The sequence below is a fragment of the Mucilaginibacter pedocola genome (assembly GCF_002013915.1).
Lineage (GTDB): Bacteria > Bacteroidota > Bacteroidia > Sphingobacteriales > Sphingobacteriaceae > Mucilaginibacter > Mucilaginibacter pedocola.
On the sequence record NZ_MBTF01000012.1, the window covers coordinates 581,064 to 603,185 of the forward strand.

Sequence of the window (22,122 nt, forward strand, 5' to 3'; positions counted from 1 at the left end):
GCGGGCAACGATTGTGAATAATACGATAATATGGAAACTATAAAATTAAATAACGGTGTTGAAATGCCTCTTTTAGGCTTTGGTGTGTTCCAGGTAACCGACCTGGCCGAGTGCGAACGTAGTGTGATGGATGCCATAGAAACTGGCTACCGGTTGATAGACACGGCACAATCATACATGAACGAGGAAGCCGTTGGCAAGGCCATTAAACAAAGCGGTGTTGCCCGCGAAGAGCTTTTCATAACCACCAAATTATGGATACAAAGCCTGGGCTACGAGGGCGCGAAGAAAGCATTTGAAACATCACTAAAGAAACTACAACTGGACTATCTTGACCTTTACCTCATCCATCAGCCCTTTGGTGATGTTTACGGTGAATGGCGCGCAATGGAAGAATTGTATAAAGAAGGAAAAGTACGGGCCATCGGCGTGAGCAATTTCCATCCCGACAGGCTTATTGACCTTATTATCCATAATGAGATAACCCCCGCTGTGAACCAGGTAGAAACCCACCCCTTCCATCAGCAATTTGCGGCGCAGCAGTATATGGCCGAGAACAATGTGCAAATAGAATCGTGGGGGCCATTTGCCGAGGGTAAGAATGGCATCTTTCAAAACGAACTACTGAAAGGCATTGCCGAAAAATACGATAAAACCATAGCCCAGGTAATACTGCGTTGGCTTACCCAACGCGGCGTAGTGGCCATACCCAAATCGGTACGAAAAGAACGCATGGCCGAAAATATCAATGTGTTCGATTTTAAGTTATCGGCGGATGATATGGAGGCAATAAAAACCCTTGACACTGCTGCCAGTGCCTTTTTTGACCATCGCGACCCTGCAATGGTGAAATGGCTGGGCGAACGAAAACTAAATAACTAAAAATACCAATATGAAGAAAGTAATTATTGCGCTAACGCTGTTCGTTTCTTTAGCAACTACCCGTGCTAGAGCTCAAACAACTGAAATTTTCAAACGCGGCGAATTATCAAAAACCGATAACCATACCGGCGATGTTTGGCTGCGCGAACTTAACCACGCCGACACCACCATAGATTGCGCTATTGCTACCGCGACCTTTGCCCCGGGCGCAAAACTTGATTGGCACATACACCCCGCCGGCCAAATATTAATGATAACCGAGGGCACCGGCTACTACCAGGAAAAAGGCAAAGCCATACAAATAGTGCACAAAGGCGATGTTTTAAAATGTACACCGGGTGTTGCGCACTGGCATGGCGCATCGCCAAACTCCACCTTCACTTATATTGCTGCAAGCACCAACAGCGCCAAAAACAAAACCGTATGGCTGCAGCGCGTAACCGACGAAGAATACAAAAGCGTGAAAAACTAAACCAACCTTAAAATAAAACCTATTATGAAAAGAGCATTCATTTTAATGGCATTATGCCTTGCAGGCTTGCAAATGGCAATAGCACAGGCCAATTTACCCGGCGCACAAAAAAGTACCTCTGCAGAAGAGCAGGAAGTGCTAACCTTATCGAAAAATAAATGGGGTTGGATGGCCGACAAAAACACCGACCAACTCAACGGCCTGTTCGATGATAAATGCGTATTTGTACATATGGGCGGCAGCTGGGGCAAAACACAGGAATTGAATACCATAAAAGGCGGCATGATATGGTACAAAAAGGCAGAAGTTTACGGTGCATCGGTAAACGTTTTCGGCAATACGGCCATTTTGCTGAACGACATTGACCTTGTGGCAGTTGTAGGCGGTAACGAGGTAGTACACTCGTTTATGGTTACCGAAGTTTATTTGAAACAAGACGGCAAGTGGAAGATGGGTTCGCTCACGTTTTCGCAATTAATGCGCCCTGTTAAATTAAAGATCGATGCTCCTAAGAATTGATCTCGAGAGCAATAGCCTGTAAATCATACATGCAAAAGCCCGCCAAACCCAACCGTTTGCCGGGCTTTTGTTATCTTGGGCCCGTTATGCAAAACACCCGCCTGCCCAAAAACACTATTATTGTTGCTGCTTTACTTTGCTTCGTAGCTTCGTACTTTCCGCTCAAGGCCTCTGCCCTGCCCAAACCTGTTGGCGACACCATTTTACTGGCCGACCCAACCATATTTGCCGATAAAGGCATGTATTACCTTTACGGTACCGGCGGACGCAATGGCTTTATGGTATACCAGTCTGCCGATCTTAAGACCTGGACAGGGCCTATTGGCAAACGCGATGGCTATGCTTTAACCAAAGGTGATAGCTATGGCACACAGGGCTTTTGGGCACCGCAGATATTTAAGCAGGGCGGTAAATACTACATGGCCTACACCGCCAACGAGCATATTGCCATTGCTGAAAGCGATAGCCCGCTGGGGCCTTTCACGCAAAAGGAATTAAAGCCAATATCGGGCCCGGGCAAGCAGATAGACCCATTTATTTTTAAAGACACCAACGGTGACTTGTATATGTACCACGTGCGCCTGCAAAAGGGCAACCGCATATTTATGGCACGCCTGAAGGCCAACCTCTCCGACATTGATACTACCACCACTAAAGAATGCCTGCATGCCGAACTCCCATGGGAAAACACCGCCAAAACCGATTGGCCGGTAAGCGAAGGCCCAACGGTGCTGAAACACGGCAAGCTGTACTACTTGCTGTATTCTGTAAACGATTTTAGGAATATCGATTATGCCGTAGGGTACGCTACCTCGGCCTCGCCCATGGGGCCGTGGAAAAAGGCGGAAGACGGCCCCATCATCAGCCGACAAAACACGGGCGCTAACGGAACCGGGCACGGCGATGTTTTTACCGGCCCCGATGGTAAACTATACTACGTATTGCATACCCACCATAGCAACACCAAGGTTGGCGAACGCAAAACAGCGGTTATAGCTATTAAATTCGATAAGAGTAAGCCCGCAAAAATAGTGGTTGATAAAAGCACCTTCCGCTATTTGGAAGCGCAAAAGTAACGGCGTTTAATCGAGCGGGATGGTGAACCAGAAGGTAGAGCCTTCGCCGGGGGCGCTCTCGATGCCTATTTGCCCGTTGTGGCGTTTCACAATTTCGGCCGAAATGAATAGGCCCAGCCCAAGGCCAGAGAAATGGGTAGATGATTCCTGCACGCGGTAAAAGCGGTCGAACAGGTAGGGTTGTTTATCTTCGGGCACTCCAATGCCAAAATCTTTTACGGCTACCCTAAATTGCCCATCTTGCATGGTGCAGCTTATCAGCACCGTATCCGCACCCGGCGAGTACTTAATGGCGTTGGTTAAAAAGTTATGTATCACCTGCTCCAACCGGGTTTTATCGGCAGTTACATCAACATCACAATCGGTGTGGAAGATAAGTTTTTGGTTGGGTTGCTGGGCCTTCACTTCGTCTACACAATCGCTCACCATGGCCACTGCATTAAAGGTAGTTGGGTTAAGCGGCATTTTACCGGCTTGTATGCGTGTAACATCAAGCAAGTCGCTCACCAGGCCGGTTAGTTTATCGGTTTGGCTGCTGGCCTTATCAATAAAACGGCTCATGGGGTTGGCATCATCGGCTTTTGCCAGCATACGTTGTACTATCTGCAGCGAGCCTTTTAAACTGGTGATAGGCGTTTTTAGCTCATGGCTGGCAATACTCATAAACTCGTCCTTCTTCTGCATCAGTTCTTCGGCAGCACTGCGTGCCTCTACCAATTCGGTAACCTCAAAACCAAAAAAGGCAATACCATCTACCTGCCCATTATCGGCAAATACCGGGGTATAAACCAAGTCGAACCAGCGCTCGGCGCGGCCGGCGGTTTGCCAGCCCAGTTTTTTAATGGGTTGCGAATTGCCGTAATAAGGTTGTCCGCTTTCGTAAACCTGCCTTTCAATTTCCAGCAGTTCCGAACCGGCCAGTTCGGGGTGCACTTCGGCCATGGTAAGCCCAATGTAATGCTCGCGCCCGTCGAACTCCACAAAGGCTTTGTTCACAAACTCGTAGCGCAGTTCTTTGCCACGACGTATGGTTATCAGCGCAGGCGCATTGCTGAATATGTTCGAAAACTCTTCCTGCTGCTTTTGCACCAGCCCCTGCAGTTCCTGCCGCACGCGCTCGGCCTCCTTCTGCTTGGTAATATCAATAATATAACTTACTGATGTTAGGCGGTTATCTTCCTCCAGCAAGGCCGAGCCCATCAGCACCGATACCGTGCTGCCGTCTTTTTTGTAATACTGTTTCTCAAATGGCGGGCATACGCCATTCTCTTTCAGTTGTTTTACCGCCCAATAGCTTACATCAAGGTATTGCTTCGGAGTAATGTATTTCCAGTTTAGCGTTTTACTTGCAGGTTCGCCGGACTTATAGCCCAGCATATTCAGGAAGGCATCGTTGGTTTCCAGCACTTCGCCATCGAGCGTAGCAAACAGCATCCCTATCATATTAGATTCGAACACTTTGCGGAAACGGCTCTCGCTCGTATTCAGCCTGCGCTCGGTTTCTACCAGGCGGGTAATATCAATGATAGAACCTACCACGCGGTAAGGCGTTTTCAACTCATCTTCTAAGATGCTGCCACGGTCTAATATCACGGCATAGCTGCCATCAGCTTTCTGTACACGGTACTCGGCCGACCAGTTTTCCTCATGCTTGTTAATGGCACGGAAAACACCTTCTTCCACCTTCCTACGGTCGTCGGGATGTACTTTACCGAACCAAAAATCCATCGTATTGCTCGCTTCATCGCGCTCGTAGCCGAACATGGCGGTAAAATTCTCGCTCCTCCACATCGTGTTGCTCACAAGGTTCCAGTCCCAAATAGTATCATTTGTTGCTTTCGATACCAGTTTGAACCTCTCTTCGCTCTCGGTAAGCTTTTGGGTACGCTCCTGCACCTTGTCTTCCAGTTGGTGGTTAAGGTTGCGCAAGCCTTCACGTGCAGTTATCAGTTCGTTGTAATTGTTTTTAAGCTTTTGCTCCGCATTTTTACGGATGGTAATATCGGTAAGGCTCAGTACAAAGCCGTCGTTCATTTTTGCGCCAAGCAACTGGAAGTACTTATTGCTTACCGTTTGTATCTCGGCCTGTAATGGTTTGCCGCCTTCGGCCACTTTTGCATATTGCTCAAAGCTTAACGGTGCCATCAGTTCCTCAAAATCGCGGATAGATGGCTGCGTATTCATATCCTCCTTAGTTTTTCCAACAAGCGTTAGGGCCGACTGATTGAAAGCAATGCATTTATAATCTTTAGGCTTGTTGCCGCCGCCCATCTCGCGGAACGCCAATATCGCCGAAGCGCTGGCATTGAAAACGCCGCTTATAATGTTATTCAGCTCGGTAATAACCGATATATCAATAAAGGATATTACCGCCCCATCAACCTGTTTATCCTTGCGGATGTAGGGCAAAATACGCATCAGGTTGTTGGTGCCATTCTTTAAGGTTATCTCCTTTTCAACCACCTTATTTTTGGCCAATACAGTATGCAGGTCGTTCACCAAATTATCTGCCAGTATATTGCTGGAGATATGGTTTATCGGCCTGCCAATATCTGCCTCTATCAGGTTCACCATTTTTATGGCAGCAGGGTTAAACTTACGGATGCGCAGGTTGGCATCAATAAATATCTGCCCTATATCGGTACTACGGAAATAGTTATCCAGGTCGTCGTTCAGCTCTACCAGTTCCTTTATCTTCAACTGGTGTTCGGTATTCAGGGTATGTAATTCCTCGTTGAGCGATTGCAGTTCTTCGTTACCCGACTGCAGTTCTTCGTTAGCCGAAAGTAACTCCTCGTTGCTCGATTGCAATTCCTCGTTGGTGGTTTCCATCTCCTCGATGGCCATCTGCAGGTTAATGCGGGTTTCGCTCAACTCTGCTTCCATCTCCATCAGGTATTCTCCCTGCCCGTGGGTATCTACAGGCGGCAATACTATCCCCTCTTTCACCGGCTCTGCCTTAGTTTCAGAGAACATCACCAGCGTATAACCATTTGGCGAGCGGCTGTCCGGCGGTTTCACCGTTACCTGCAAAAGCAAAGGGCGGCCCTCGCGCTTAATGCGCACGTTAGTAAGGTGTGCCTTTTTCCCCTCCTTCCAGGCTTTGCGTATAGCGGTATTGAGCACAATAGAAACTTCCTTGCCCACCATATTCAGTATGTTGAGGTCGAGTTTCTTCTCGGGCATCATCAAAAAACGGTTGAAGTTGCCTATGGTTTCGTGTACGATGTAGCTTTTATCTATAAATATCCCCACCGGGCCAAACTCCTCAACTACCAGATCGCGAAACTCTTCATCGGCGGTTTTGGGTGCTTCGGTATTTTTAAAGGCTATGCGTTTATCGGTGTATTTCAGGCTGGGCGATACCGAAGTATAGGTATGGTGCAACCCGTAGCTGATGGTGCCCGAGCGCTGGTATATTTTCCATTTGCTGCTAATTTCGGTTACGCCTTCTTTAATACTCGCTGCATTTTCGCTCGAACCTAAAAACAGGTAACCCTCCTTATTAAGCGCGTAATGGAAGGTAGCTATCACCTTTTGTTGCAACAGGTTATTCATGTAAATGAGCATGTTGCGGCAGGTAACCAGGTCGTTTTTGATGAAGGGTGGCGATTTAATAACGTTGTGCCTGGCAAACACAATTTGTTTGCGAATGCCGGGCAGCACCGAGTAACCCTTATTATCTTTAATAAAATATTTTTTGAGGTATTGCGAAGGTATCTCTTTAGCAACCGACAGTGGGTAGCTGTTACGCGCAGCAACCTCAATGCTCGATTCATCTACATCGGTAGCAAATATTTTTATCTCGAGGTTTTTATCGCTGCGTGCTACTACTTCGTTCAGCAATATGGCAATGGAGTAAGCCTCCTCGCCGGTGCTACAGGCGCAAACCCATACCTTCAGTATATCGCCGTCGTTTTTGTTTTTGATGATGTTGGGGATAACTTCCTTCTCCAGTAATTCAAAGGCTGGCCTGTCACGGAAAAAGCTGGTCACGCCAATTAAAAAATCTTTGGCCAGCAGTTTCACTTCTGCCGGTTCGTTGTGCAGCAGGTTTACGTAATCGTCCAGATTCACCATTTCAACCGCAGCCATACGGCGGGTTATGCGGCGCAGTATGGTGGGCGTTTTATAAAGGTTAAAATCCTGCCCGCTGCTTTTTGATACAAGGTGGAAAATATCGTTCAGGTGCCCGTCGTCAAAGCTGCTTTCTTCTATCTGCGGGATATGGCTTTGGTGCACATAGTTGTATACCTCTACATGCATTTTTGAAGGAGGCAATATAAAATCGGCATTGCCCGATGTGATGGCGCTATTGGGCATGCCATCGAATTTGGCGGTGGCCGGCTCTTGTACGATCACCATACCGCCGCACTCTTTAATGGCCTCTATGCCCTTGGTGCCGTCGGTACCTGTACCTGAGAGTATAACCGCAATGGCCTTCTCGCGCTTCTCTTTCGCCAGTGTAAACAAAAAGGTATCGATAGCCGTGTTAGGCGATTTATCCTTCACCTTATCCGCCAGTTTAAGCTTATGCCCGCGTATGGTCATCAGCTTTTTATTAGGGATAATGTATACGCAATCGCGCTGTAGGGTAACATCGTTGGCGGCCTCGTACACCTTCATGTGGGTGTGTTTAGATACCAGCTCAACCAGCAGGCTTTTATAATCGGGCGAGAGGTGTTGTATCACTACAAAGGTGAAGCCCGAATTGGCGGGCATATGGTCGAAAAACTCATGGATAGCCTCCAAACCGCCTGCCGATGCCCCTATCGCTATAATAAAGCGGTCGGACGGTTTGCTTTCCATAAATTCTATATTACTCGCCTTTGCCAAAATATCTGTTATAAATTTCGGGTGGTAAACTCATACACCAAACTGCGCATGTTTTCGGCCACCCTAATGTGTTGTTCGCTCCATGGCCGCGCCGTGTTGCGCACGGTTTGCTGCCACAATTTAAACGAATTACGCGGGTGATAGTTCTTACCATCCGGTTCAAAATTTATTGCTTTATCCGGATCGCCGCCCCAGTTAATGGTTTTCACCAACTCGGGCCTGAAACAGATGATATACTCGCCATTCTCTGCATCCACCGGTATGGCCAATGCACCGCTTGCTTCTGCTGCATAGGGCAAGGCATCATCATATATCAAAGGCAACTCGTCGGTTACAAACACGCGGCCGGCATGTTTGTTTTGCAGCCAAAGCACCATGTTCTCTATAAAGGCCGCATCGGGCGCTTCGCCAAGCGTGTGTTGCCTGCCGTTTAAAACGGCTACCACGCCCCCTGCGCCAAACAATTGCATCAGGTTGGGTTTGTCGGGATTCAATAGCCCTTCTACCAAATCGTTATCAGCATAAACTGCAGCTGCCAGGCCGGTTTGCATGCGCTGCAATTCGGCTTCTTCTTCAAATGTTTCTTTATACAATATGGCCGTTACCTTGTTTGATATTACCGACGACAACAACTCGCAAACCGAACAAAGCTCGAGGCTGAGGTAGCGCGGGGTAAGGTGGTGGCAGGCAATAAGCCCCCAAAGCTGCTCGTGGTATATTACCCGGATGGACATGGAAGCCTGCACGTTCATATTCTTCAGGTACTCCAGGTGCACTGCCGCAACGCCACGCAGGTTGCAACCGGCCATATCCGTAAACGAGCGGGTTTGCGGGTTAATTACCGGGTAAAGCCTCACGGGTTTAAAATCCCTGTCGGGGATAAGCCTGTAGGGGTTTTGCAGATACAACTGCCGGGCCTGTTTGGGTATATCCGATGCCGGGAAGGTATGGCCCAGGTAATTCTCCAGCCCTTCTACTTTCTCTTCGGCTATCACCGTTCCGTTCCAGTCGGCATCAAAGCGGTACATCATAATACCATCAAAACCGGTTAGCTTACGCAGTTCGGCAATGGCTATCTGGCTTAGCTGTTCAACGCTGTTTGCCTGCTCAATGGCGGCAATAGCGTATTTTATATCCTCGAAAACATTGGTGAATGAGCGCTCGCCGTTGGCATCGGGCTTTTCCAGCTCCAACAGCAGGCTATCTTCCCTGAAATGGGCAAGGGCCGACATATTTTGCCCGCCAAACGGCAGCGTGAAAGGTATTTTGTTCCTTATTTTGTCGGCAAAGCCTTTTTGCAGTTTGGCTATGGCGGCAGCATCGGTGTAGTTACCAAGGGGCGAATCAATAATATCATCAAGCGCTACGCCAAGCAATTCGGCAACATTTTCGCTCACCTGTATTATCGAGAGTGTTTCGCGTGCTACAACTACCAAGTAACCATAATCCTGTATAACGTTGATGTGGCTAAGCGGCAAGCTTCCGCAAAAATCCGAATCGTAATTTTTTAGTGCAGCCATTTAATTAGGTATTTACGGCGTTGTAACCGGATGCCGGGCCTGCGGGTGAATAACGGGCGCAACTAACAGGTAAAACAAGGCAGAAGTATTGGGCTAAAGTAGTGTTTTCTTTTTAAGAAACAATTTAATTGGAAACAACATTTGGGAATACTCAGCCAAATAAAGCTTTTATGCGAGCTGCTGTTAGTGACAGGCAGGCTTTTAAGCAGGAGTGTGCGCAAACGCTCCTCCAAACAATTAAATTTATTTACAGTTAATTAATATATCAACAACACACAGCCATGGCAACACTAACGTTAGAAAAAATTGCCGCCAGGGGCTACGGAGCCTCGGGCAACCTGGTGGGCGGCGAAACGCTGAAACCCATAAAGTTCGAGCGGGATGCTCCGAAAGATAACGAAGTGCTGATTGAAGTACTTTATTGCGGTGTTTGCCACTCGGATGTGCACCAGGTAGAGAACGACTGGAAAAACACCATTTACCCCTGCGTACCTGGCCACGAAGTAATTGGCCGCATAACCTATGCAGGCAGCGCGGTTACTAAGTTTGCCGAGGGTGAAATTGTTGGCGTGGGCTGTATGATAGATAGCTGCCGCAGCTGCAGCGCCTGCCGCGATGGCGAAGAACAGTTTTGCGAAGGCCCGCACGGCCCTACCATGACGTATAACGGCTACTTTAAACCCGATGCATCTGAATATAATACCTACGGCGGCTACTCTACCAACTTAGTAGTTCCCGAAGACTTTTTGTTGAAGATACCTGATGCTCTTGATATACGCAAAGCCGCTCCTATACTTTGCGCAGGCATTACTACCTATTCGCCCCTGAAACACTGGAACGTTAAACCCGGCGACAAAGTAGCTATTGCAGGCATAGGCGGTCTTGGCCACATGGCCGTAATGATAGCCAAAGCCATGGGTGCCGAAGTTACCGCCATAACCACCCATGAAGACAAACGGAAGCTGGCAGGAGAATTGGGTGCCGATAAAGTTATCGTATCCGACAATAAGGCCGAAATGAAACGGCACGAAAAGTACTTCAACTTTATTTTAGTTACCATCCCCGATGCCTTTGACGTGAACCCCTACGTTTGCCTGCTGCGCCGCCGTGGCTCGCTGGTTACCGTGGGCTTATTGGCACCTTATAAAACACCCGTGAATAATATGGATGTGGCCAGCCAGGGGCGCAGCATAGGCGGCTCACTCATAGGCGGTATTGCCGAAACACAGGAGGTGCTAAACTTTTGTGCCGAACACAACATCCTCCCCCATGTAGAGATGATAGAGATGGAGGATATAAACGATGCCTTTGAAAAACTGAAAGACGACGATGTGCGCTTTAGGTACGTGATAGATATGCGGGCATTTACGGCGAAAAACGTTTAAACACAGCTTACGATTTAACTCACCCGGCCGACGCTATTGCTGGGCCACCCTCTCTCCGTAAAGGGAAAGAGGGTAAGCTTCATTCCCTGTTCTTCCAACCGCTTTGAGAAGCAGAGAGGGGCGACGCCCGCGAATTGCGGGCCGTCAGGGTGAGTAAAATCGGGTCAAAAACCATTATTCCTCTGTTTTAATTGTTGTTTTAACACGCCTGTTTGGAGTAATTTGTGCAAACACCTATATTTAGGGCGCATTCTCGCCCCGGAGTGCACACACATCTACTTTTATGAAACCCAGGTTGAACCGGAATTTGCAGATCGGCTATGGCTCTGCCATATTTATTATGGCTGTTATTGCTGTATTCTCGTACACTACCCTTCGTAATTTATTGGCCAGCAATAAGGCCGTTGCGCACAGCAACGAAGTAATAAGCAAACTGGAAAAAGCCCTCTCGGTAATGAAAGATGCTGAAACCGGGCAGCGAGGTTACCTGCTTACCAACGAGAAAAGTTTTCTGGAACCTAACCAGGGCTCTTACGAAAAAGCCCAAAGCCTGGTAAATGAAGTAAAAGGGCTGACCGCCGACAATCCTGTTCAACAACAAAATATAGATGAACTGAATAAGGTGCTGTTAGAAAGGATGAACATCCTGCAAGCCATCATCAAAAAGAAAGAAAACAAACAACCCATTACCTTGGCCGACCTTAACGGCAGCAAAGCCGCTATGGATGCCCTGCGCGTGGCTGCCGACAAAGCCGAAGATGCCGAACAGCTTTTACTGGAACAACGCAATGCCGAACTACAACGCTATGCCCGCTTTACACCTCCCGTGTTCCTGATAGGTATTGGCATTGCCCTCATCATCGTATGCTTCTCTTATATCAGCGTAACGGCTGATGTGCGTGAGAAAGACCGGCTGCAAAAGGTATTGCAATTTAAAGAGCAGGAAACCGCAGCCTTTAATGAAGAACTTACGGCTTCTAACGAAGAACTGGAAGCCACCAACGAAGAATTGGAGGCCACACGCGATGAACTTTCACTTGTAAATGCATCGCTGGAAGACCGCGTAGAACAGCGCACTAAGGAATTGCAAGAAAGCGAAGAAGAAACACAGGCGCTTAACGAGGAACTAACGGCCATAAACGAGGAGCTGGCCGCAACGAACGAAGAATTGGCGGCCGCCAACGAAGAAATGCTGGCAACCAACGAAGAGCTTGCCCGTAACCGCGAGGAATTACGCAAAAGCGAAGCCCTGTTTAAATCGATAGCCGTTAATATCCCTAACTCGCTCATTATTGTTATTGATAATAACCAGCGCATTTTAGGCTTGGAGGGCGACCTGATGGAAGAACTTGGCTTTGAAGGGCAGCATAATACTGGTAAGCTGTTAAGCGAGGTATTAGAAACACAACGATATGCATCAACCCGCCACCTTTACAGGCGCCTTACCAGCGGTGAGCGCTTCACTGTAGAACGCCAGGGGCTTAATGGCAATGCCTTCAGGGTTGATTTTGTACCCTTATTCGATGCTGCCGGCCTGCAATATGCAGGGCTGATCATCGCCCTTGATATTTCGGACGTTAAACAAGCCGAAGAGCGCAGTGCCAAACTGGCGGCCATCGTCGATTCGTCCGACGATGCCATCATTGGTAAAACCTTAGACGGTATTATTACCAGCTGGAATGCCGGTGCCAGGCGCATCTTTGGGTATAGTGAAGAAGATATGGTGGGCCAGTCTATCCTGAAACTAATACCAACCGACAGGCACGACGAAGAACCCGCCATTATAGCGCGCATACGCGCAGGCGAACGAGTGGAGCATTTTGAAACCATCCGCGCAAAAAAAGACGGGCAACTGATCGATGTTTCGCTCACCATATCGCCGGTACGGAACCCGCAGGGCGACATTATAGGTATATCAAAAATATCGCGCGATATATCAGAGAAAAAGCGCGATGAGATGCGCAAGAACGATTTTATCGGCATGGTGAGCCACGAACTGAAAACACCGCTGACATCGCTCACCGCGCTTATACAGGTGGCCAACATGAAGCTGAAGAACAGCGACGATAAATTTTTATCGGGCGCTATGGATAAAGCCAATGTGCAGGCCCGCAAAATGGCCAACATGATAAACGGTTTCCTGAACATCTCGCGCCTCGAATCGAGCCAGATACAGATAGACCGTGAAACATTCGACCTGGAAAAACTGATAGAAGGCAACATCCGCGAAACCGAACTTACTACCAGCGGCTACACTTTCTTATTCACTCCCGGCGATGCCATAAACGTATATGCCGACCACGATAAGATCGGTTCGGTAATATCTAACCTGCTAAGCAATGCTGTAAAATACTCGCCAAAAGGCACCAGCATCGAAATAAAATGCGAACGAACGACCAAAGGTGCATTGGTAAGTGTACGGGATGAAGGCATGGGTATCAGCCTGGCAGACCAACCCAAACTATTCGATAGGTTTTACCGGGTTGAAGGCGAACAAACCCGTCACATTTCGGGCTTTGGCATAGGCCTTTACTTAAGTGCCGAGATAATTAAACGCCACGACGGGCGTATTTGGGTAGAGAGCGAGCCGGGCAAAGGTGCTACCTTTTCATTCGTTATTCCGGCGGTATAAGCATCCGAACACATCACGCGGGGGATAGTTGCCAATCCACCATGCGTTCCGAGGGAACGCCGCTCATTTTATTATGGCCACTGCTACCAACCAAACATCCCTATGGGATGAAAAAAGATTGTTCCATCGCAACGTTTCGTTGGTAGACACTATTTGCTACCGATCTTTCACTCCTCTGGGGTGGTTTTGACTTAATAGCATTGTCTTACAGGATAAAAAAAAAGAACCTTCCGTAGGAAGGGCTGGTTGGTAGAAAAATAACAAATTCAATTTCTACGTTCCATAGCAACGTCTGATGTGAACTATGCTATCGGCTCCTTTAAGCGGCACTAAGCGCATTTTTAACTGCATTCAGCAACACATCTACATCAAATGGTTTAGCTACATAACCATCAGCTTTGGCGGCTTCGGCTGTTTGTGGTAAATTGTGTGTGGCCGATATCAGCAATACTTTGAGGTGCTGTGTTTTGGGGCTGGTTTTAAGTTGATAACAAATATCACGGCCCATTTTCCCATCCAACCAATTATCAATAAGCAGCAAGTCGGGCGGGTTTTTCTCCACCTCGAACAAGTCAGTCACATCCTTGCCTATCTTCACAAGGTAACCTGCATCCCTTAGTATTAAATTGATAAGGGTTAGTATCTCCTGGTCATCATCAATGACCATAATGGTTTGCTGGGCCATTCGTTAGTTTAAATTACAGCGCAATTTAATTAATCTTAGCTTTAAACCAACCCTTGTTGATATTTTAGAATGAAACTAAATGAGCATTTAAAATAATTTTGAAAACCGCCCCTAATTAATCGCCAATGGCTTTTTTACGCGCCGCAATTTCTTTTAGCAGGAGCGGAAAGGCCGGCGTGGCCATGCCCCCATGATCAAAACCCTGCAGCTGAAACAGGCGCGTAGCCTTATGCCCGGCCAGTTTCATCATGCGTGCCATGTAAGCGTTCTCTTCGTAGCGGCCCAGTAGTTCCATCTCGGCGTCGCCGGTGATCAGCAGCATAGGTGGCGCATCGGCTCGCACCCAATAAAGCGGGGCGTATTCATCAATAGTGGGCTGGGTATCTTTTATGCCATGCTCCTGCCTGATGGTGAAGTGTGTTATGCACTGCCCGCTGAAGGGTATCAGTTCGGCTATCCTGTTGGCATCTATATCGTATTTTGCCAGATATTTTTTGTTGAGGGTGATCATCATGGCCAGGTAGCCGCCGGCCGAGTGCCCCGAAAGGTATATCTGTTTATCGCTGCCGCCGTATTGGGTTATGTGGTTAAATGCCCAGGCGACCGCAGCCGCTGCGTCTTCTATATAGGCAGGGCCTTTTGCCTTTGGCGATAGCCTGTACCCTACCCCTATCACCGCGTATCCTTTTTCCATTAAAGCTTGCGGAATTTCCTTACCCCCGCCGGTTAAACCACCTCCATGGAACCATACTATGGTAGCGAAACCTTTTGCATCTTTTGGGTAATACAAATCAAGTTTGCATTGGGAGTTGATGTAGGCATCTTGCTTATTTACGCTCTCTGCGTAATATTGAATGCCTTTTTTGGCAACATAAGTTTGCTGGGCCTTTGTGGTGAAAGGTATAAGTAATAGCAGGAAGATGAGTTTTTTCATGGTTATAGTTAGTAAAAGCCAAGATAGGGCAATAATTATAAAGTGCTATTAGAGACGGGCCGATTTGGTGTAACAAGTTGGTTATTTTTACCGCAGAGGGCACAGAGTTTTACGCGGAGAGGCACAGAGCCTATCATGTGGTTACTTTTTTCACGCAAAGACGCCAAGGCGCAAAGGGGAAACTTTTTCCTCTATATAATTGACGCTGTTATAACTCTTAACCACGTGATAGGCTCTCTGCGAACCTCCGCGCAACCTCTGTGCCCTCCGCGGTTAAAAAAGAGACCGCTAATTTTTATCCTCACTTTACTATTTTTGGATACAATGCCCGAATACTCAAACCCTGATAACCTACTCCAACGCACCATTTTAAATAATGCTGAGTGGTGTGGTATCATATGTGCTACCCACGGTGCGCCGGGTAGCGTTCAGCAAAATATCTGGCGGTCGCCCGGGCCGGTGCCGCCTTATTATCCCGACCTAGTTACCCTTAGCAGTTCTATCGATACTAATGCCGTTGTTGATGCGATGCGTGGTTTGCCCCTGCTGAAATCATTAAAGGACAGTTTTAATTCCCTTGAACTGGAGGCGCATGGTTTTCATAAACTCTTCGAAGCGCAGTGGGTAAACTACGCTGATGAAACAGAAACAACGATCGATTTTAAGATAGCCGACACCTCCGAAAAGCTGCAAGCATGGGAAAAGGCCTGGGGTAATGACAAGCAGGACAGGATATTTAAAGATAGCTTACTGCAGCACCCAGAAATTAAATTCGTTTATCACGAAGACTACGGCAAGATAATTAGCGGAGGCATCATTCACACCAGCCATGGCGTTGCAGGGCTTTCTAATTTCTTTTGCAGAGATAATAGCCGCCAATACAGATCAGCATTGGTTGCCTTTGCCCAAGCGCTGCCTGTAGTTGGGTACGAAAGCGGCGATGCTTTACAGGAAGCTGTGGCGATCGGAGGCAAAAAAATGGGCCCTCTTAGTGTTTGGGTGAAAGTTTAGATCAGTTCAACCCCTTCCACCATTGTTTAAATAACTGGGTGCTGTCATCCATGCGTACCACCTCGCCTATCATTGGGGTGGCAAGGCGGTAGGGTTTGCCGACGGATAGTTCGGTCACTTTATTCAATGGTTCGTCCCAGGGGTGTTTGGCAAGCGTGAATTTGGAGTGGTGCACGGGCAGCAAGTTTTTGGCGCGCAGCCCCATGGTTGCGGCAATTACTTCGTCGGGCAGGTTGTGTACCGAATGCCAGGCCATATCATACTGCCCGTTCTCCATTACCGCCCAATCTACGCCATCAAATTTCTTACCGATAGCAGCAAAGCGCCCGTCGAAGCCACCATCACCGCTGATGTATATTTTGTTTGCCGGCGTTTTAATTAGGTACGACATCCACAGCGCTTTATTTTGCACAAAACCCCTGCCCGATCGATGGTGTGATGATTCGTTATATATGACAACGCTATCATTTACGGGCACTTTCTGATACCAGTCCCTCTCAATAATTTGTTCGGGCTTGTAGCCCCAGCGCTGAAAATGCGCGCCCACGCCCAGCCCGCAAACCACATGCTTCACTTTATTTTTCAGGGCTGTTACCGTTTCATAGTCGAGGTGGTCGTAATGGTCGTGAGATATCAGCAGGTAATCTATTTCGGGCATATCATCTGCCGTATAAACATCGCTGCCTTTGTAGGCTTTTACACCCCACGGCAGCGGGGTGGCCTTTCCGCTAAATATCGGGTCGGCCAAGAAAGTAACGCCGCCTGCCTGTATAAAAACCGACGAGTGCCCGAACCATACCATTACATTTTGGTTGGCAGGAATAGCTTTCAAATCAGTCTTTACCGATGGCAACGAATCTACAGGGGTTCGCCTTGGCAAATTACCAAAAAGCGTTTTCCACGATTCGCCTACAATGCTGTAGCCCTCCGTGATAGTCGGCCGCTCAATCAAATTATGAAATTTTCCGTCGCTATACCTTGGTGACTTCTTCACCTCCTCCAAGCGTTCGCCTTTGGGTAAACTGCCAAATTGCGGCTGCTGCATAAAAGCACAGGTAGCCAAGCTGAGTACGCCTGCTAAAGCAAGACTAATAAGCACGAAGCGTTTTAAAATGCGGGATAGTTTTTTCATAAGCGGATATATGCAGTACAAATATCCGCAATAAAAACAATGCGCGTTTTGTTGAGAGGTTCAAATTACTTTAGCAGGCGGCTCAAAAAAGCATTTAACTGCTTGCCTGCATCTTCAACCCTATTATCCCCGTCATGATGAGCAGCAGGAAAACGGTATCCTTCCAGGAGAAGGGTTCACTCAGGAACATAACCTCGGTTATCTTGATAAGCACCAGCGTTACGGCCGTCCAAACGGCGTAGGCGGTGGCTATGGGGAGTTCTTTAATGCCTAACGAAAAGAAATAAACATTGGCCAACCCGAAGATGATATAACCCACCAACGGACCTATAATGGGCAGCCCGCCGTCCCATTTATAAAAATTTACCCAGGCAAGGGTTTTAAAATTATCGAATTTGAGGAACTTAACGCTGTAGGTCCAGGCGGTTTCGAAAATGGCGGCAACAATAATATATATCCAGGCCAAGGCTTAAGTATTTGCGTATTTTTCTTCTTGTTCTTCCATCACCAACGGATAAACCGGGCTGCCTTTCGCAGGCTTTTGCGCTTTGCGCGGTGCCTTACCCAGCATCACTTCTATCCTTTTCAGCAGGTTAGGGCGCAGGTTGTAGTATCTCTCAAACCATTTGTATTTCAGCAGCCCTTTTTCATCAAAACGTTTTACCGAGAAAGCATGCTGTAGAAAGTAATCTTTTGGGTATTCGTAACCCAGCCCCCAGTTTTCGGGCAGGTTGCCGGGCGGATGGCCCGGGTCATAAGCCGTTTTGAACAAGTGATCCCAGAAAGAAAATTTAGTAGAGAAGTTAGCATGAAACACCTCGATGTAATTGGCATGGTGCCACAAATGCAGCTCGGGCGAGTTGATGAAATACTTCAGCTTACCCATTTTCACCTTCACGTTGGCATGGATAAACATACCGAACATGGCATCGAGCAGGGCTTTGATTGGTATCACTTCCGGGGCTGCTCCTAACAGAATTATGGGTGCGAACTCGATAGTTTGGTTAATGATGATCTCGGCAATATGCGAACGCGAACCGGCCAAAAAATCAACTTCCTTACCCGAGTGGTGCGCCTCGTGCGTGCGCCAGAAGAATTTGTTACTATGCTGAAAGCGGTGGAACAAGTAGATATACAAATCGTGCGTAAACAGGAAGAACGCCACCTGCACCCATACCGGCCAATGGCTTACAAATTGAAAAGATGACCAATCGAAATGCGACTTAACAGGCGCAATAATATAGTCGAATATCAATATTTTGAGGAAGTAGCTTTGGATGATGGTGTACCAAACCAGATCAACCCAAAAGCCCTCCCTGAAGAAGGGAAGGCTTTTACGGTAAGGATTTATGCGTTCCCAGGCGATAATAAATATCACCCAGCACACCAAAATAGTAGTGGTTATGGTAAGCAGTTTTTCCTGCGGCATTGTTTAGCTTATTGACTTTTCTTTGTACTCGTCGCTGATGTTTACGCGCAGGCGTTTCATGGGGCCAAGTTCCGATTCGTATACTTTTTTAACGCCATCGCCGGCAGCAATTTCGGCATCGCGTATATCGCGAACCAAACGCGATAGGCCTTGTGGCTCTACCGAAGCGGCATGGTCTGAACCCCACATGGCGCGGTCAAGCGTAAAGTGGCGTTCTACGAAGGTTGCGCCCATGGCAACGGCAGCTACGGTGGTGGCCAAGCCTGTCTCGTGGCCCGAGTAACCTATCGGGATGCCCTTGTATTTGTCTTCCAGCGTTTGTATCATACGCAGGTTAAGCTCCTGCGGCGGGCATGGGTATGCCGATGTTGAGTGCGCAATAAACAGCGGGTAGTTTGGCGCAAAAGCGTTAACAAAAGCCATAGTGTTCTCTATCTCGTTCATGGTGCTCATGCCGGTAGATAGCATTAGTGGCTTGCCGGTTTCCAATATGCGTTGTATCAACGGGAAATCGGTTAACGATGCCGAGGCCAGTTTGTACATCACAGTCTCGAATTGCTCCATAAAATCAACCGAAGGCACATCCCAGGTAGATACGAACCAATCGATACCTACTTTTTTGCAATAGCGGTCGATAGCGGCGTATTCGGCAATGCCAAATTCTGTTTTGCGTTTGTAATCGATGTAGCTCATGCGGCCCCATGGGGTATCGCGCATCATTTCCCATTGGTCTTTGGGTACACAAATTTCCGGCGTACGTTTCTGGAATTTAACCGCATCGGCTTTGGCAGCAACTGCTTCGTCTATCAGTTTTTTGGCAATTTCCAGCGAACCATTGTGGTTAATGCCAATTTCGGCAATTATATATGATGGCTGGCCTTTGCCTATAATACGGCCGTTGCTCAGCGTAACAGGGCCGCCTTTTACGTTTACAACCGTTTCGGTTTTTGCTTCGATGATAAACTCGGCAAACTCGCGGAAACAGCCTTCGCCCGCACCGGCGCGACAAACCACATCAACACGCTCTAACACCAGCGGCAAGGCATCTGCAGGGGCTGCGGTTAGGCCTGCCAGTTCCATTACTTCCAGATCGTTGTAGTCGTCGCCAATGTAGGCTATCTCTTCGGCAGCTAAACCTAAGCGGCTGCTTATCTCTTTAAAAACTTCTACTTTATTTTTAATGCCTAAGTGCAGTTCGGTAATACCCAATTTTTCGGCACGTTTAGCTACCGAGGGCGAGGTTTCGCCGGTGATGATACCGGTTTGCACACCGGCTACTTTGCGCAGGCGTTCGGCGCCCATGCCATCGCGCATGTTAAATTTCTTTAGTTCTTCGCCATCGGCGCCATAGTAAACGCCCGCGTCGGTTAGTACGCCATCGCAATCGGTTAGCAAAAGTTTAATGTTTGCTGCCTTGTTTTTTAAATTTTGTTCCATGTTAGGTATAGGGGTTAAATTGCTGTCCAGCCGCCATCAACAATAAGGTTAGCGCCGGTCATATAGGCCGAAGCATCGCTTGCCAGGAATATCAACGCGCCCTGGTAATCGTTAGGTTGCGCCATGCGGCCCAGCAGTGTTTTAGCGGAATAATTGTTTACAAAAAATTCGTTTTGGTTATTTTCAACGCCACCCGGCGATAGGGTATTTACCCTCACGCCTTTATTGCCCCAGTAGGCAGCTAAAAAGCGGGTAAAGTTTATTACAGCACCCTTGGTAACCGGGTAGGCAGGCGATTTATAAAAAGTTTGTTGTCCCTGCTCGTCGCGGTAGATGCTTTGGTCGGGGCCTACGATGCCATAGGTAGAAGCCACATTGATAATGCTGCCAGTCCCCTGCCCTGCCATTACCGCGCCGAAAACCTGCGAGCACAGAAACACACCCGTAACGTTTACATTTATCGACTTTTGAAAAGCATCCAGCGGATAATTCTCAAATGCCGAAAGCTCTTTGGCCATGGCCGGGTTCTCGAACATATCGTTTATCGCGGCGTTATTCACCAGTATGTCTATCGAGCCGTATCGGGCTTTAATGCCGGTGCAGGCTGTTTCGAGCGATGCTTTATCGGTAACATCAACGCCTAAGCCAATGTGCTCGGACCCAAGGGCTGTAGCAAAGGCAACTGCCGCTTCTTTATTTACATCGGCAACCACTACCTGCGCACCGGCCAGTGCCAGTGCCTCGCAATGTTTTTTGCCGATGAGCCCAAGCGCACCCGTTACTATGGCGGTTTTCCCTTTTAATGAGAATAGCTCCATGTTAGGCAACGGTTTTGGGTTTGATGTTGTAGTTGCTCACCTTGCGGAATACTGCTTCGAGCACCTCGCCTTTGAGGTATTGTTTGATATCGCCGCTCAGGATGGCTTCTTTCACTATAGGCAGTACATCGCGGTAAGCAGAAAGGGTATATTGGATATCCTCATTGGTGTGGCTGTAGCACATATTGTGGAAGCCCGCCCAAAGCACGCCGCGTTTTATCATTTCCTGCTGCATCAGGGTTTTCAATTCCAAACCGTTGCCGGCATCGGGCGTGAAAGTTACCATGGTGCGGCAGTTGAAGCCAATGCAGGTAGTATATTGGTCCATACCCAACTCAATGGTTAAGGCGTTATAGCCATCTTTCAGTAATGCGCCTTTTTCGTCCAAATATTGAGGTACCAGTTTATCGCGCAGCTCGTTAATGGTAGCTATGCAAGAAGCAATCGATAAAGCCTCGCCACCGAAGGTGGTGTAACTGAAAACTTCAGAATTGAAGAGTTCCATTACATCGGCACGGCCGGTAAGCAATGCTATAGGCATACCGTTGGCACAGGCTTTAGAGAACACCGCCAGATCGGCTTTTACATTAAAGTACTCCTGCGCACCGCCTAAGGCAACGCGGAAGCCTGTCCACATTTCGTCGAATATCAGCAGAGTACCGTTGGCTTTGCAAAGCTCGGCAAGCTCTTGCAAGAAACCCGGTGCAGGTGCCTGAAAGATAAATGGCTCCAATATAAGCGCTGCAACGGTTTCATCTAAAGCTGCCTTAACCGATTCGATATCGTTATACTCGAATGTATAGGTCATCTCCTGGGTAGATTCGGGGATACCGGCGTTGCGGCTGGTGATGCCTATGTACCAATCGTGCCAGCCGTGGTAACCACAGCAAAAAACCTTATCGCGCCCGGTAAAGGCACGCGCTACACGGATAGCTGCCGAACAAACATCGGCACCTGTTTTTGCAATTTTTACAGCTTCGGCGTTTGGGATAACTTTGGTGACAAGCTCCGACAATTCCACCTCTAAGGGATGCATCAACGAGAAGGTAATACCATCGTTCAGTTGCTTGCGGATAGCCTCATCAACAGCGGGGTAAGCATAGCCTAACGATACGGGGCCAATGGCGGCATTAAAATCGATGTACTCGTTACCGTCCGCATCCCAAACGTGCGAGCCTTTGCCTTTGGTAAGGTACTTTGGCGCTACGCCTTTGGTAAACTGGCCCGGGCCTTTTGCCAGGGTTTGGGTAACGGGTTTCTGCAACTTCAGGGCGCGTTCGTATATCTTGTCCGACTCAGTGATGTCGGGGAAGTTGTTATTTAGATCGATAGTATTGGGCATGGTGTAAGTTCT

The 22,122-nt window shown here is 48.0% G+C and carries 17 protein-coding genes; 7 read left to right on the top strand and 10 right to left on the bottom strand.

Annotated elements, in window-relative coordinates; translation table 11 throughout:
• Nucleotides 1-30: 30 nt before the first annotated feature.
• Genes BC343_RS14765 through BC343_RS14780 form a run of 4 tightly spaced genes read left to right on the top strand, consistent with a single transcriptional unit; the run spans nt 31 to nt 2,949 of the window.
• On the top strand, nt 31-882 hold the full coding sequence (locus BC343_RS14765; RefSeq protein ID WP_078348549.1) for an aldo/keto reductase: 852 nt from the start codon (nt 31-33) through the stop codon (nt 880-882).
• Between the two features lie 10 nt (nt 883-892).
• Nucleotides 893-1,354 carry a cupin domain-containing protein gene (locus BC343_RS14770; RefSeq protein WP_078348550.1) on the top strand — a complete coding sequence of 154 codons (462 nt, stop codon included), beginning with the start codon at nt 893-895 and terminating at the stop codon, nt 1,352-1,354.
• Nucleotides 1,355-1,378: 24 nt separating this feature from the next.
• Complete coding sequence (locus tag BC343_RS14775) at nt 1,379-1,873, top strand: nuclear transport factor 2 family protein (RefSeq protein WP_143822189.1); 495 nt, start codon at nt 1,379-1,381, stop codon at nt 1,871-1,873.
• A gap of 29 nt (nt 1,874-1,902) precedes the next feature.
• The gene (locus tag BC343_RS14780; RefSeq protein WP_202909798.1) at nt 1,903-2,949 is read left to right on the top strand and encodes a glycoside hydrolase family 43 protein; all 1,047 of its coding nucleotides are present in this window, start codon (nt 1,903-1,905) and stop codon (nt 2,947-2,949) included.
• Between the two features lie 6 nt (nt 2,950-2,955).
• Here BC343_RS14780 and BC343_RS14785 read toward each other — a convergent pair whose 3' ends face one another.
• Complete coding sequence (locus BC343_RS14785) at nt 2,956-7,758, bottom strand: chemotaxis protein CheB (RefSeq protein WP_238381777.1); 4,803 nt, start codon at nt 7,756-7,758, stop codon at nt 2,956-2,958.
• A gap of 35 nt (nt 7,759-7,793) precedes the next feature.
• Nucleotides 7,794-9,305 carry a GAF domain-containing protein gene (locus BC343_RS14790; RefSeq protein WP_078348553.1) on the bottom strand — a complete coding sequence of 504 codons (1,512 nt, stop codon included), beginning with the start codon at nt 9,303-9,305 and terminating at the stop codon, nt 7,794-7,796.
• 281 nt (nt 9,306-9,586) lie between these two features.
• Between BC343_RS14790 and BC343_RS14795 the strand changes: the two genes are divergently transcribed.
• Both BC343_RS14795 and BC343_RS14800 read left to right on the top strand, forming a co-directional pair.
• A complete protein-coding gene (locus BC343_RS14795) occupies nt 9,587-10,690 on the top strand; it encodes an NAD(P)-dependent alcohol dehydrogenase (RefSeq protein WP_078348554.1) in 1,104 nt (367 codons plus the stop codon).
• Nucleotides 10,691-10,973: 283 nt separating this feature from the next.
• A complete protein-coding gene (locus BC343_RS14800; RefSeq protein ID WP_078348555.1) occupies nt 10,974-13,322 on the top strand; it encodes a PAS domain S-box protein in 2,349 nt (782 codons plus the stop codon).
• Nucleotides 13,323-13,641: 319 nt separating this feature from the next.
• Here BC343_RS14800 and BC343_RS14805 read toward each other — a convergent pair whose 3' ends face one another.
• Both BC343_RS14805 and BC343_RS14810 read right to left on the bottom strand, forming a co-directional pair.
• Nucleotides 13,642-14,007 (bottom strand): response regulator, encoded by a 366-nt coding sequence (locus BC343_RS14805; protein ID WP_078348556.1) that lies wholly within the window; start codon nt 14,005-14,007, stop codon nt 13,642-13,644.
• 115 nt (nt 14,008-14,122) lie between these two features.
• Complete coding sequence (locus tag BC343_RS14810; RefSeq protein WP_078348557.1) at nt 14,123-14,941, bottom strand: alpha/beta hydrolase; 819 nt, start codon at nt 14,939-14,941, stop codon at nt 14,123-14,125.
• A gap of 324 nt (nt 14,942-15,265) precedes the next feature.
• On the opposite strand from BC343_RS14810, the gene BC343_RS14815 reads away from it, so the two are divergent.
• Nucleotides 15,266-15,952 carry a hypothetical protein gene (locus BC343_RS14815; protein ID WP_078348558.1) on the top strand — a complete coding sequence of 229 codons (687 nt, stop codon included), beginning with the start codon at nt 15,266-15,268 and terminating at the stop codon, nt 15,950-15,952.
• Between the two features lies 1 nt (nt 15,953).
• Here the strand turns inward: BC343_RS14815 and BC343_RS14820 are convergent, their stop codons facing one another.
• The 6 genes from BC343_RS14820 to BC343_RS14845 all read right to left on the bottom strand — a co-directional run bounded on the left by BC343_RS14820 (nt 15,954) and on the right by BC343_RS14845 (nt 22,110).
• Nucleotides 15,954-17,084, bottom strand: a complete 1,131-nt coding sequence (locus BC343_RS14820) for an MBL fold metallo-hydrolase (protein ID WP_078348559.1) — start codon at nt 17,082-17,084, stop codon at nt 15,954-15,956.
• A 94-nt stretch (nt 17,085-17,178) separates the two neighbouring features.
• The gene (locus tag BC343_RS14825; RefSeq protein ID WP_078348560.1) at nt 17,179-17,550 is read right to left on the bottom strand and encodes a DMT family transporter; all 372 of its coding nucleotides are present in this window, start codon (nt 17,548-17,550) and stop codon (nt 17,179-17,181) included.
• Nucleotides 17,551-17,553: 3 nt separating this feature from the next.
• Nucleotides 17,554-18,513 carry a sterol desaturase family protein gene (locus tag BC343_RS14830; protein ID WP_078348561.1) on the bottom strand — a complete coding sequence of 320 codons (960 nt, stop codon included), beginning with the start codon at nt 18,511-18,513 and terminating at the stop codon, nt 17,554-17,556.
• Nucleotides 18,514-18,516: 3 nt separating this feature from the next.
• Nucleotides 18,517-19,950 carry an N-acetylneuraminate synthase family protein gene (locus BC343_RS31585; protein WP_162276876.1) on the bottom strand — a complete coding sequence of 478 codons (1,434 nt, stop codon included), beginning with the start codon at nt 19,948-19,950 and terminating at the stop codon, nt 18,517-18,519.
• Nucleotides 19,951-19,964: 14 nt separating this feature from the next.
• The gene (locus tag BC343_RS14840) at nt 19,965-20,768 is read right to left on the bottom strand and encodes an SDR family oxidoreductase (RefSeq protein ID WP_078348562.1); all 804 of its coding nucleotides are present in this window, start codon (nt 20,766-20,768) and stop codon (nt 19,965-19,967) included.
• A gap of 1 nt (nt 20,769) precedes the next feature.
• Entirely contained in the window at nt 20,770-22,110 is a 1,341-nt protein-coding gene (locus BC343_RS14845) for an aminotransferase class III-fold pyridoxal phosphate-dependent enzyme (RefSeq protein WP_078348563.1), read from the bottom strand.
• Between the last annotated feature and the right edge of the window lie 12 nt (nt 22,111-22,122).

Coding starts and splice junctions, on each gene's coding strand:
- BC343_RS31585 (WP_162276876.1), bottom strand. CDS start 19,950: ATGGAACAAAATTTAAAAAACAAGGCAGCAAACATTAAACTTTTGCTA.
- BC343_RS14830 (WP_078348561.1), bottom strand. CDS start 18,513: ATGCCGCAGGAAAAACTGCTTACCATAACCACTACTATTTTGGTGTGC.
- BC343_RS14845 (WP_078348563.1), bottom strand. CDS start 22,110: ATGCCCAATACTATCGATCTAAATAACAACTTCCCCGACATCACTGAG.
- BC343_RS14840 (WP_078348562.1), bottom strand. CDS start 20,768: ATGGAGCTATTCTCATTAAAAGGGAAAACCGCCATAGTAACGGGTGCG.
- BC343_RS14780 (WP_202909798.1), top strand. CDS start 1,903: ATGCAAAAGCCCGCCAAACCCAACCGTTTGCCGGGCTTTTGTTATCTT.
- BC343_RS14785 (WP_238381777.1), bottom strand. CDS start 7,758: ATGGAAAGCAAACCGTCCGACCGCTTTATTATAGCGATAGGGGCATCG.
- BC343_RS14820 (WP_078348559.1), bottom strand. CDS start 17,084: ATGAAAAAACTATCCCGCATTTTAAAACGCTTCGTGCTTATTAGTCTT.
- BC343_RS14800 (WP_078348555.1), top strand. CDS start 10,974: ATGAAACCCAGGTTGAACCGGAATTTGCAGATCGGCTATGGCTCTGCC.
- BC343_RS14795 (WP_078348554.1), top strand. CDS start 9,587: ATGGCAACACTAACGTTAGAAAAAATTGCCGCCAGGGGCTACGGAGCC.
- BC343_RS14810 (WP_078348557.1), bottom strand. CDS start 14,941: ATGAAAAAACTCATCTTCCTGCTATTACTTATACCTTTCACCACAAAG.
- BC343_RS14805 (WP_078348556.1), bottom strand. CDS start 14,007: ATGGCCCAGCAAACCATTATGGTCATTGATGATGACCAGGAGATACTA.
- BC343_RS14790 (WP_078348553.1), bottom strand. CDS start 9,305: ATGGCTGCACTAAAAAATTACGATTCGGATTTTTGCGGAAGCTTGCCG.
- BC343_RS14775 (WP_143822189.1), top strand. CDS start 1,379: ATGAAAAGAGCATTCATTTTAATGGCATTATGCCTTGCAGGCTTGCAA.
- BC343_RS14815 (WP_078348558.1), top strand. CDS start 15,266: ATGCCCGAATACTCAAACCCTGATAACCTACTCCAACGCACCATTTTA.
- BC343_RS14770 (WP_078348550.1), top strand. CDS start 893: ATGAAGAAAGTAATTATTGCGCTAACGCTGTTCGTTTCTTTAGCAACT.
- BC343_RS14765 (WP_078348549.1), top strand. CDS start 31: ATGGAAACTATAAAATTAAATAACGGTGTTGAAATGCCTCTTTTAGGC.